Annotated in this window: 8 protein-coding genes; 4 read left to right on the top strand and 4 right to left on the bottom strand. The window is 56.4% G+C overall.

Translation table 11 applies throughout. The annotated features are described in order from the left end of the window. Nucleotide 1: 1 nt before the first annotated feature. The 4 genes from FD737_RS04505 to FD737_RS04490 all read right to left on the bottom strand — a co-directional run bounded on the left by FD737_RS04505 (nt 2) and on the right by FD737_RS04490 (nt 4,429). Nucleotides 2–790 (bottom strand): ABC transporter ATP-binding protein, encoded by a 789-nt coding sequence (locus tag FD737_RS04505; protein WP_097116841.1) that lies wholly within the window; start codon nt 788–790, stop codon nt 2–4. Nucleotides 791–800: 10 nt separating this feature from the next. After that, a complete protein-coding gene (gene ntrB, locus FD737_RS04500) occupies nt 801–1,676 on the bottom strand; it encodes a nitrate ABC transporter permease (protein ID WP_160832815.1) in 876 nt (291 codons plus the stop codon). An 11-nt stretch (nt 1,677–1,687) separates the two neighbouring features. Next, nucleotides 1,688–2,941: a CmpA/NrtA family ABC transporter substrate-binding protein gene (locus tag FD737_RS04495; protein ID WP_160832841.1), complete on the bottom strand. Its 1,254-nt coding sequence runs from the start codon at nt 2,939–2,941 to the stop codon at nt 1,688–1,690. Between the two features lie 267 nt (nt 2,942–3,208). Further along, nucleotides 3,209–4,429, bottom strand: a complete 1,221-nt coding sequence (locus FD737_RS04490) for a nitrate regulatory protein (RefSeq protein ID WP_160832814.1) — start codon at nt 4,427–4,429, stop codon at nt 3,209–3,211. 480 nt (nt 4,430–4,909) lie between these two features. Between FD737_RS04490 and FD737_RS04485 the strand changes: the two genes are divergently transcribed. The 4 genes from FD737_RS04485 to tagF all read left to right on the top strand — a co-directional run bounded on the left by FD737_RS04485 (nt 4,910) and on the right by tagF (nt 9,527). Next, entirely contained in the window at nt 4,910–5,401 is a 492-nt protein-coding gene (locus FD737_RS04485; protein ID WP_176505716.1) for an SH3 domain-containing protein, read from the top strand. A gap of 85 nt (nt 5,402–5,486) precedes the next feature. Further along, nucleotides 5,487–6,701: a type IVB secretion system protein IcmH/DotU gene (gene icmH, locus FD737_RS04480; RefSeq protein ID WP_058960205.1), complete on the top strand. Its 1,215-nt coding sequence runs from the start codon at nt 5,487–5,489 to the stop codon at nt 6,699–6,701. After that, on the top strand, nt 6,701–8,815 hold the full coding sequence (gene tssM, locus FD737_RS04475; RefSeq protein ID WP_034828607.1) for a type VI secretion system membrane subunit TssM: 2,115 nt from the start codon (nt 6,701–6,703) through the stop codon (nt 8,813–8,815). The genes icmH and tssM overlap by 1 nt, the downstream gene beginning before the upstream one ends. Before the next feature lie 13 nt (nt 8,816–8,828). Next, complete coding sequence (tagF, locus tag FD737_RS04470) at nt 8,829–9,527, top strand: type VI secretion system-associated protein TagF (RefSeq protein WP_034828605.1); 699 nt, start codon at nt 8,829–8,831, stop codon at nt 9,525–9,527. Nucleotides 9,528–9,552 lie beyond the last annotated feature (25 nt).

The raw sequence follows: 9,552 nt of genomic DNA, 5'->3' as shown, positions 1-9,552 counted from the left end.
CTTACGCCACTGCCGTCTGTTTTTCGTAGAGGAAATGTAGGATCTGCTGGCGTAGCTGGTGATAGCGCGGCTCATCGGCCAGCGCCACGCGTGAACGCGGGCGCGGCAGATCGATAGCAAGGATCTCGCCCACCTGCGCCGCCGGGCCGTTGGTCATCATCAGCACGCGGTCCGACAGCAATACCGCTTCATCCACGTCATGAGTGATCAGCACAATGGTGGTTTTCAGCTCCTGCTGGATGCGCATCACGCTGTCTTGCAAGTGGGCACGCGTTAAGGCGTCGAGCGCGCCGAATGGCTCATCCAACAGCAGCACGCGCGGTTTCATCGCCAGCGCACGCGCAATACCGACGCGCTGCTTCATGCCGCCGGAGATTTCCGAGGGGCGCTTGTGCATGGCGTGGCTCATCTGCACACGATTGAGGTTGTGTTCGATCCACTCGCTCATCTCGCGCTTGTTCATCTGCCCTTTAAACACCTGCTGCACCGCCAGCTCAACGTTCTGATAGGCGGTGAGCCATGGCAGCAGCGAATGGTTCTGAAATACCACCGCACGCTCGGGGCCGGGGCCGCTGATTTCGCGGTTCTCACACAGCAACACGCCGCTGCTCGGTTGAGTTAAGCCGGCGATCAGGTTGAGCAAAGTGGATTTACCGCAGCCGGAGTGGCCAATCAGGCTCAATGTTTCACCCGCGTGGATATCGAAGCTAACGTTATCGAGTGCCAGAAATTCACCGCTGGCAGTGTTAAAACGTTGACTCACCTGCTGTACGCGAATAATCGGATTCATCATCGGCCCCTTATTTATCCCAGCTAAAACGACGTGCCAGCAGCATCAGTGCCTGCTCCAGCAACAGCCCAATCACGCCGATCACTACGATGGCGATCAGAATGTTTTCCACATTGAGGTTGTTCCACTCGTTCCAGATCCAGAAGCCAATCCCGAGACCACCGGTCAGCATCTCGGCGGCGACGATCACCAGCCAGGCGATGCCCATCGACAGGCGCATCCCGGTGAGCACGGCGGGCAATACCGCCGGGAACAGGATGCGGCGCATCACCGTCCATTCGTTGAGTTGCAGCACGCGGGCGACGTTGAGGTAATCCTGCGGGATGCGCTGCACGCCCTCGGCGGTGTTGATCACCATCGGCCAGATCGAGCAGATGAAAATGGTCCAGCTTGAAGCGGGTTCGGCACGCTGAAACAGCAGCAGACCAATCGGCAACCACGCCAGCGGGCTGACCGGACGCAGCAGCGCGATGATTGGGTTGAACATGCGTGCCACAAAGGTGAAGCGGCCAATCAGGAAACCGGCTGGGACGCCCACCAGCGCTGCCAGCCCAAAACCCACCGCCACGCGTTGCAGCGAGGCGACGATGTTCCAGCCAATACCCTGGTCGTTTGGCCCATTGTTGTAGAAAGGATCAGCGAACAGCGTGATGGCTGCCTGCCAGGTGGCAAACGGCGTTGGAAAGCCATTGCTCGACATTGATGCCAGCTGCCAGACAAACAGCAGCAAAATCACACCGCAACTCGCCGGGATCAGTCGTTGTAGCAGCGGCTGCAGCCAGCGCTGACGAGCGCGCGGTTTCTGTGGCACCTTAAGCGCAATCACCTGCGCCGGTTGAGCGACGACAGGCGCCGCGGGTTTTAGCGTGCGGGCTTCAGATTTCATGCTGACCTCACTTAACTGCGTTTAATGGCAAAGCTGTCGGCATAAGCGGCGGGGTTGCTGCCGTCCCACACTTTGCCGTCAATAAGCGTGCTGCTGCGCATTTCACTGGACGGCACGGAGACGCCTCCCACTGCGCTGGCGGCTTGTTTATAGATGTCGATACGGTTGATTTGACGGGTAACGGCGGCGTAATCAGGAGCGGTCTTCACCATGCCCCAGCGCTTCATCTGCGTCAGGAACCACATGCCGTCGGAGATCCACGGATAGCTCACTTCGCCATCATGGAAGAAGCGCATGGCGTGCGCGTCCTGCCATTGCTGGCCGAGACCGTTTTCGTACTGGCCGAGCATGCGCCCTTCTAAGGTTTCAACTTTGGTATTGATCCATGCGCGCCCGGCTAATACGGCGGCGGTCTCTTTGCGATTTTCATCAGAAGCATCGATCCAGCGTGCGGCTTCCAGCACCGCTGCGGTCATAGCGCGCGCGGTGTTGGGGTTCTCTTGCACCCATTGCGCGCGAGTGGCGAGGATTTTTTCCGGATGATCGGGCCAGATTTGCTGCGTGGTGGTGGCGGTAAAACCGATGTTGTCGCTGATGCCGCGCTGATTCCATGGCTCGCCCACGCAGAAGCCGCTCATGTTGCCCATCTTCATGTTCATCACCATCTGCGGCGGCGGCACCACCACGGTGCGCACATCCTCAAACGGATCGATACCGGCGTTTGCCAGCCAGTAATAGAGCCACATGGCGTGGGTGCTGGTCGGGAAGGTGTGCGCGAAGGTGAACGTGCCTTTCGCCTGGCTGGCGATCAGCTTTTGCAAGCTGGTGGCATCAGTGACCTTCTGCTCTTTTAGTTGATTGGCGAGCGTGATGGCCTGACCGTTGTTATTCAACGTCATCAGGTTAGCCATGTCGTGTTGTGGCCCTGCTACGCCCAGCTGTAAGCCGTAGATCATGCCATACAGCGCGTGTGCCGCATCCAGCTCTCCGGCTGTGAGTTTGTCGCGCACCGCCGCCCAACTGGCTTCTTTACTCGGCTGTAGCGTCAGACCGTACTTCTTATCAAAACCTTTTACAGAAGCCATCACCACCGGAGCGCAGTCAGTGAGTGGAATAAAGCCCACGCGCACGCTGCTTTTTTCGGGCGCATCTGAACCGGCAGCCCATACCGCATTGCGTAAGCCCGGCAGTAAATAACTGCTTCCTACCACCGCGCTACCCAGCAGGAACTGACGACGTGAGACTGAAAACCGCGTTTTACTCATCATGCGCTTCCTGAAAAAAAGAAATAAAAAAAGGCGTCCTCCCGCATGTCGTAAAAACATGGGGTCGGACGCCTTTATCCAAAGCACTCGCTTCACCGCCGTTGGCGAAACAAATGCGCAATGTCAGTGGAATATTGCAAAGCCTGTGCCAGAAAATTTTTTACTGCAAAATCAATATTAGCGCACCATTGAGCCGTGAATCTGACTCCGCTTTGCACTGCCAGGACGCATAATACGCACAAGCTTTGTGCAACTACCTCCTTCGGGTTATGGCTTCAGCGTGGCCGCTACAGCGAGGATCGCCTGAGCAATATCCAGCATGCGTTTGTTCTGATTCATGGCACTTTTGCGCAGCGCTTGCCACGCTTCCTGCTCGCTAAAACCATGCTGCTGCATTAGCCATCCTTTGGCCTGGTCGATGACTTTTCGCTCATCCAGAGAAGCACGCATGGTGGCTAGTTCATCCGCCTGTGCCTGTAAGCGTTGCGCCTGCTCGCGAATCAGTGACAGCACAGAGCGGCCGAGTTGGGGGGCGAGACCGTTACTGTCCAGTGTGGTTTCCTGCTCACCCAGCCAGCTGGCGCCAGCGACATACAATGAGAAACTCGCGTCCTCATTGATCGTCAGGTGCTGCGGTTCAGCTTGTTCACTCGCCGCAATGGCGCGCTGGCAACACGCCATTAATGTGCTGCAGAGTTCATCTTCAATCTGTTTCATCTGATCGAGACGTTGGCTCAGCAGCGTGAACCACTGCAGCACGCCATTCTCACCGCACTGCGCGCCGGTGCAGGCAATACGCCTCAGACGCTCAATCTGGCTATCCGCATCCGCCATCACTAGCCATCGCTGCTGATTTTGCGCATCCGCGAACTGACTGAAGGTCGCGAAGCTTTTCTCCTGAGCAGCGATCAACATTTGAATCCGCTGGCGCTGTTCCGCGGTAAACTCCCCGGCAGCAAACCCGGCTGAACCGGTAGCGCGCTCCTGCCCCGCCAACTCCTTACCCTGCATAAAGCTAAAGAGCGCAATCAGCGCGCGGGAAATCTCCGGCTCACTGGCCGTATCGGTGGCTTCGAAGACCAGATTAAGTAAGGTGCGGATAATGTGATTAAAGCCCTCCATCGCCTCTGCATGGCTGCACTGCCCCGCCCGTATTTGCTGGCGTAACGATGGCAGGCTCTCTAACGACTGCAGCGCTGCGGCAATTAGCATACAGAAACGGCTGTAACCCGGCTGCGCCACCGCTTCCGGCAGGACCATAAGGGCATTTTCCTGTCGCTGCTCTACCTCAAGTGCGCGCGCATCCAGCTCATCGCCAAACAACCGTCCTGCGGAACAGATCCAAATGTTGCTGGCACCGCGCTCACGTTGTAGCACGTGAATTAACTCACTGATGATGAGAATCTGTTCGCCTGTGCGCAGAAGTCGTCGCAGGCTGGCAATTTCGCTGGCGCGGCTGGCGCGCAAATATTCTAAAGCCCGGCTCATAAGGTTCTCTTGAGCAAAATAGACATAACGACTTTAAGCAAAAGCCGTGCCGGACTGACTTTAAAGCTGGCGGAAATGTGCGCGGAAATTCCGAAAGTAAGAAAATTGTTTACTCGCGCAATCTTTTTTTAACCTTAAGGAAAGATTAATAAGACTTACCAATGACAAGGCATCTTTCTACGGCACTTCGGCTTTATCGCCTGCGTCACACACTTACACGGCTAAATAAGTAAATTCAGCTTATCTATCACTAAAGGCACAGGTTTTTTATCCCCCTGCTATGCGCTGTTTTCGCCCGTTAGCACGGGTTTTCTCGCTATGCAATGGATTGAATTCTCAAAAGTCTTAGGTAGACTGAGCACAGTACTATCTTTCTGTAATCTGACTGTTTTTTGATGGCTTTCCCGCTGCATACTCTGCCCGCCTTAAATGCGTGTGCCACATATTAATCTGCAGCTAATCTGATGAAATTTGAGGTTCATGGTGAATAAGAGTCTGTTGCTCACTCTGCTGGCAGTATTGACATTGGCGGGTTGTAAAGCGCCACCACCGCCGATGACTGATGACACCCTGGTCACCAGTGAGGTAAATGGCGTCAAGCTGGTTCACCGTCATGCGGTGGCAGCGCCAGGCGAATTCACGCCGGTTAATGAGAGTTTCCGCGCACTGTATGCGGCGTCGGTGATGACCACGCCAGATTATGGCGGCAAGGTCGTTCGTTATCTCGATAACGCTAAACCCTTTGAAGTCCTAGGACGTGTCGAACACAGTTGGTTAGCCGTTGCCGATGAACCCAATGGACAGCTGATTGGTTACATCCCGCCGAAAGCCGGGGTTGAAAGTAGCCGTTATGACGCCACCCTGCGTAGCGACCGTCCACGTCCCCGCCGTACTAAACAGGTCTGCGTGGCCGTTGGCGGAGCCAGCAAGGCTTGCCGCACCAACGATACCGCGACCTGGATCCTAGACTGATAATGCAATATGGCGCAGATTGTCCACAGCAAGGTCGCACTCTGTGGACGCTCCCTAGCGCCATTGCCAGGAAAAAAGATATTTAATGACCCAGGATTCTGTTGTCCGCGATGGCATTGTCGCGGGCAACGATAACCTTTTGCTTAATGCCGCAGCACCGATATTGAATGCCGTTGTCCGTATACGGCAGGCTGCTACGCATGACGATCCCGCCGGTTTACGCCAGTTACTCATTGAAGAGATCCGCCAATTCGAACATCGCTGCAAGCAAGCCGGTTTGCCGTTTGAGATGATCATTGGTGCGCGCTACTGCTTATGCAGCGTACTGGATGAAGCCGCCGCACAAACTCCATGGGGTACGCGCGGTGTGTGGTCAGGGAACGGCATGCTGGTCACTTTCCATAATGAAAGCTGGGGCGGCGAAAAAGTGTTTCAGCTACTTTCCCGCGTCTCGCAAAGCCCGCAGCAACACCTGTGGTTGCTGGAGCTGATTCATTACTGTCTGTTGCTGGGCTATGAAGGACGTTATCGCGGCAGCGATGCTGGCCGTGCACAGTGTGAAGGGATTCGTAAACGTCTCGCTCAACTGATCCAGGAAACGCGCCCGTCGACCACGAACCCGGCTGTGCCGCTGGTGGAAGTGCATCCCCTGGTCAGTCGCTTAACCCGTCCGATGGTGCCGCTATGGGCCTGTGCGATGTTAGCGGCCCTGATTGCCTGTCTGATTTACAGCGGCCTGAACTGGCGGCTGGGCAATGCGGCCGAGCCGCTGCTGCGCGCCATCTATCAAACACCGCTGCCACAAATTATGCCCGGCCGTCGCCCTACCTCACCGCAGGCATTGCTGGATTTGCATCAGCGTTTGAATGATGTGATCGCCGCCGGTCAACTTGAAGTCAGCGATGGCGCCTTTGGCAGTAAAGTGATCATTCCTGCCGATAAACTCTTCTCCCCTGACGGTACCGTGGTCAATCAGGTTGGTCGCGCGCTGCTGGCGCACGTTGCCAGCGCCATGAAAACCGTTAAAGGCACGGTACTGGTGTCGGTGTATACCGATAACAGCCCGGTGGATGGGCGTTTTGCCTCAAGCTATGAATTTTCCTTTGCGCGCGCACGCGCCGTGACCCAGTTGCTAAACCCGCAACTGGCGGAAGGGCACAGTGTGAAAGCGGAAGGCCGCGGCGACAGTAATCCGCTGCTGCCAAATGACAGCAATGAAAACCGCGCGCGCAACCGCCGTGTGGAGATCACCCTGTTTGCCGCACCGGAAACCCTTGGCAATCATCCAGGAGGTGAGTGATGCGCGCATCGCTGCAACATCTGTTAACCCACCGCCTGCTGTGGAGCCTGATTGGTGTCACTGCCTTAAGCTGTGTGCTGTGGATGCTCGGCCCGCTGTGGAGTTGGGGAGACACCCGCCCCCTTGAGCCGGTGTTTCCTCGTCAACTGCTGGTCGGTTTGCTGTTCTTCTGCTGGGTGCTGTTCCAGTTTATCCCGGCGATCTGGCGCGGCTGGTTTAACAGTAAACTCCTCAACCGTTTGCAGGAGATGAGTCACGAAGAGCTGTCCGATCGTCAGGCCACTGATACGCTGCTGGCTCAGCGCTTCAGTGAAGCAGCGCTGCGCCTGAAACGCACACAGTTTGGTCGACGTCATCAACAGAACTGGCTGGCCCGCTTTCAGAGCCACTATCTCTACCAGCTGCCCTGGTATGTGATGATTGGGGCGCCCGGCGCGGGCAAAACCACCGCCCTGCTCAATGCCGGACTGGAGTTTCCACTGACCGATAGCCTTGGCAAAGCGGCGATTCGCGGCGTCGGCGGTACGCGTCACTGCGACTGGTGGTTTACCGACAGCGCGGTGTTGATCGATACCGCAGGGCGATATGCCCTGCAGGAGAGCCAGCGTGCACGCGACGGCGCCGAGTGGCAGAGTTTTATTAACCTGCTGAAACGCTATCGCACCCGCCAGCCGATCAACGGCGTGATCATGACCATTAGCGTTGCCGATCTGCTCACCGATTCCGCGGAAGCACGTCACGCACAGGCCAGCGCGTTACGTAGCCGCATGCAGGAGTTACACCAGCAAACTGGTATCCATTTCCCGGTGTATGTGATGGTGACCAAGACCGATCTGCTGAAAGGGTTTTTAAGCTTTAACGAAGGCCTGAGCAAACCGCAGCGCGACGCCATCTGGGGATTCACCTTCCCCTGGGAACCGGGTAAACCGCACAAAGATGACTGGCATAACAGTTTTAGCCAGCAATATCAGCGTTTGGAACAGCGCCTGCAGCAGCAACTGCCCACGGTGATGGCGAATGAACGCGATCTCACCCTGCGTGCTGACTGTTTCCTGTTCCCACAGGAGTTCAGCTCGTTAAGGCCGTTGCTGAATGAGTACCTGGATGTGGTGTTCTCGCGCCATGAGGATGAGATTGCCTGGTCAGCGCGCGGCTTATTCTTTACCAGCGGGACTCAGGAAGGCTTACCGTTTGATCGCATCATGGGCGAACTCAACCGTAAGCTTCAATTGCCACATACCGGTGAAAGTAGCCTCGCCACCTGGGATAGCGTCACCCGTAATAACCCCATCCCCGGCAATAAAGGCCAGAGTTTCTTTATCCGCGACCTGCTTAGCGATCTGGTGTTCCGCGAAAGTGGCTTAGCGGGCAGTAACCGCCATTGGGAGTACCGCAACCGCCTGTTCCACTGGATTGGCTACGGTGCGCTCACTGGCGCATTGCTTTTGCTCTCCGGTTTATGGCTGGCCAGCTATGTCCAGAACCAGCAATATCTTAACCAGGTTGCCGAGCGTATTGAGCCAATGACTCGTCAGAGTCAGCAGGTGATTCATCAGCCAGCCGATAATATCTTTGATCTGCTACCCTTCTTAAATAACCTGGTGAAGCTGCCGTTGTCGGAGCGCTTTTCCCTCGACAATCCACCGCTTAGCATGCGCGTGGGTCTCTATCGTGGCAACCAGGTAAGCGATGCGGCATGGGTGCTTTATCAAAATGCGCTTAAGTCTCTACTGTTACCGCGCGTGGCCCAGCAAATCACCAATTTGCTGCGTGATGACCCCGGTAACGACAATGAATACAGCCGCAATGCGCTGCGTGCCTATCAGATGTTGTATCAACCGCGCAATTATGACGGCGAATTCCTGCGCGCCTGGCTGATGCAGAATCTTCAACGCAATCTGCCAGATGATGTCAGCGCCCGGGATTTGCAGCAGCTTGACTGGCATCTTAGCCAGCTTCTGGATCAGCAGATTCAGTCGTCGCCTTATGCGCGAGATAACGCACTAATGATGCGCAAGCTTGCAGAAAATCTGAAAATTGCCGGTGCGAATGGCAGTTCGCTGGCGATTGCACCACAGCGGGTTTCGCAGCGATTGACCGGACACAGTGAGTAATGGTGAGGTAACCATGGCGACGCACACCGCGCCGGGTTGGTACGGCAAATTACCGGCCACCGGCGATTTCCTGCGCCAGCGCCTGAGTGAGAATACCGTGACGCCCTGGAGCCATTGGTTTCAACAGGGGCTCATGCACTGGCATCAGCAACCCGATGCCTCCACTCAGCTGTTTCTGCGCGCACCTGTCTGGAATTTTGTTCTGCCGCTGTCGCCGCTACGTCAGCAGGTGCAGATGGGCTGCCTGCTGCCTTCGTGCGATCGCGTGGGGCGCAGCTGGCCGCTGCTGGCTTTGCGAAGTTTTCCGCTCAGCCACTGGCACAGCGCTCAGCTGGCCATGTCGGGCGACTGGTTTCAGGAGTTGGGGACGCTGCTACTGCGCGGCGTGCGTGACCGGCTGAACCCGGATGCGCTGGAGCAGCAGATGCAACGCGTCACGCCGCTGATGGTCCCGGATAATCAGCGCAGCGATATTATGGATGTGATTGGTTTTGATGATCTGCCCTGCACGCTGAGCTGGCGTGAAGTGGCGGATAAATTTGATCCCCAGCAGCATATTAGCTACTGGTGGAGTAATCGCAGTGACGGTTTTGCCCACGCCACACACAAACACAGTGGGCCGCTCACCGCGCAACTTTTTGCGTTACTGTTTAACCCGGCGGCAGGTGCACAGCCGGGACGCAACGGCCTCTATCCACCCATGTTTGAATGAGCCGCAGCGTTTTCCTTGTTAACAG

It is taken from the genome of Pantoea sp. Seng (assembly GCF_009829935.1).
Classification (GTDB): domain Bacteria; phylum Pseudomonadota; class Gammaproteobacteria; order Enterobacterales; family Enterobacteriaceae; genus Pantoea; species Pantoea communis.
Note: the sequence above shows the minus strand (reverse complement) of the source record. Positions and strands in the feature narration are given on the sequence as shown.

Coding starts and splice junctions, on each gene's coding strand:
- icmH (WP_058960205.1), top strand. CDS start 5,487: ATGACCCAGGATTCTGTTGTCCGCGATGGCATTGTCGCGGGCAACGAT.
- FD737_RS04485 (WP_176505716.1), top strand. CDS start 4,910: ATGGTGAATAAGAGTCTGTTGCTCACTCTGCTGGCAGTATTGACATTG.
- FD737_RS04490 (WP_160832814.1), bottom strand. CDS start 4,429: ATGAGCCGGGCTTTAGAATATTTGCGCGCCAGCCGCGCCAGCGAAATT.
- ntrB (WP_160832815.1), bottom strand. CDS start 1,676: ATGAAATCTGAAGCCCGCACGCTAAAACCCGCGGCGCCTGTCGTCGCT.
- tagF (WP_034828605.1), top strand. CDS start 8,829: ATGGCGACGCACACCGCGCCGGGTTGGTACGGCAAATTACCGGCCACC.
- FD737_RS04505 (WP_097116841.1), bottom strand. CDS start 790: ATGAATCCGATTATTCGCGTACAGCAGGTGAGTCAACGTTTTAACACT.
- FD737_RS04495 (WP_160832841.1), bottom strand. CDS start 2,941: ATGAGTAAAACGCGGTTTTCAGTCTCACGTCGTCAGTTCCTGCTGGGT.
- tssM (WP_034828607.1), top strand. CDS start 6,701: ATGCGCGCATCGCTGCAACATCTGTTAACCCACCGCCTGCTGTGGAGC.